Here is a 511-nt window from a genome sequence, read left to right on the forward strand (position 1 = left end):
GAAGTCCGGTCACCTCGGCCACCTCGGCATCGCTCATGTCGCCGAAACCACGGTAGTGAACCGTCAGGTCCTCCGGCAGCGTCCCGAGCGCCGCGCGCAGCCGGGCATAGTCGCCGCGGTCGGCGTCCGGGGCGCCGGGGCGCAGGCTGCGGGCGCCGTTCTCGACGATGATGGGCCAGTCGCCGAGGCCGAGCTCGGTGTGCAGCTGCGTGATCTCGGCTTCGGTCTTGGAACTGGCGAGGATCAGCGGGATCTCGCGCTCGGCCAGCGCCGCCAGCGCCGGGGCCGCGGCGGCATGGCTGTAGCTCGCATGGTCGAGGAGCGTTCCATCCAGATCGGTGAATACGATGAGCCGCACCTGCCACTGCCCCCTTTGACGTTTTGATCCGAGCCTAGACCGAATGCGGCGCCGGTGGGAACAGCCGTTCCGACATTCCCGGACGTTCAGTGGGTAAGCGCCCGGGAATTCGCCATTTTTCGGGGCGTTCGCATGTCAGGCGTTGCGCTGGCG

Annotated in this window: 1 protein-coding gene; it reads right to left on the reverse strand. The window is 68.3% G+C overall.

Annotation, left to right across the window (positions count from 1 at the left end):
• Positions 1–358, reverse strand: a 358-nt coding sequence (locus HC022_RS28490; RefSeq protein ID WP_167454589.1) for an HAD hydrolase family protein, incomplete at its 3' end; no start/stop codon positions are given.
• Between the last annotated feature and the right edge of the window lie 153 nt (positions 359–511).

Source organism: Salipiger sp. HF18 (genome assembly GCF_011806505.1).
In the GTDB taxonomy this organism is placed as follows: Bacteria; Pseudomonadota; Alphaproteobacteria; order Rhodobacterales; family Rhodobacteraceae; genus Salipiger; species Salipiger thiooxidans.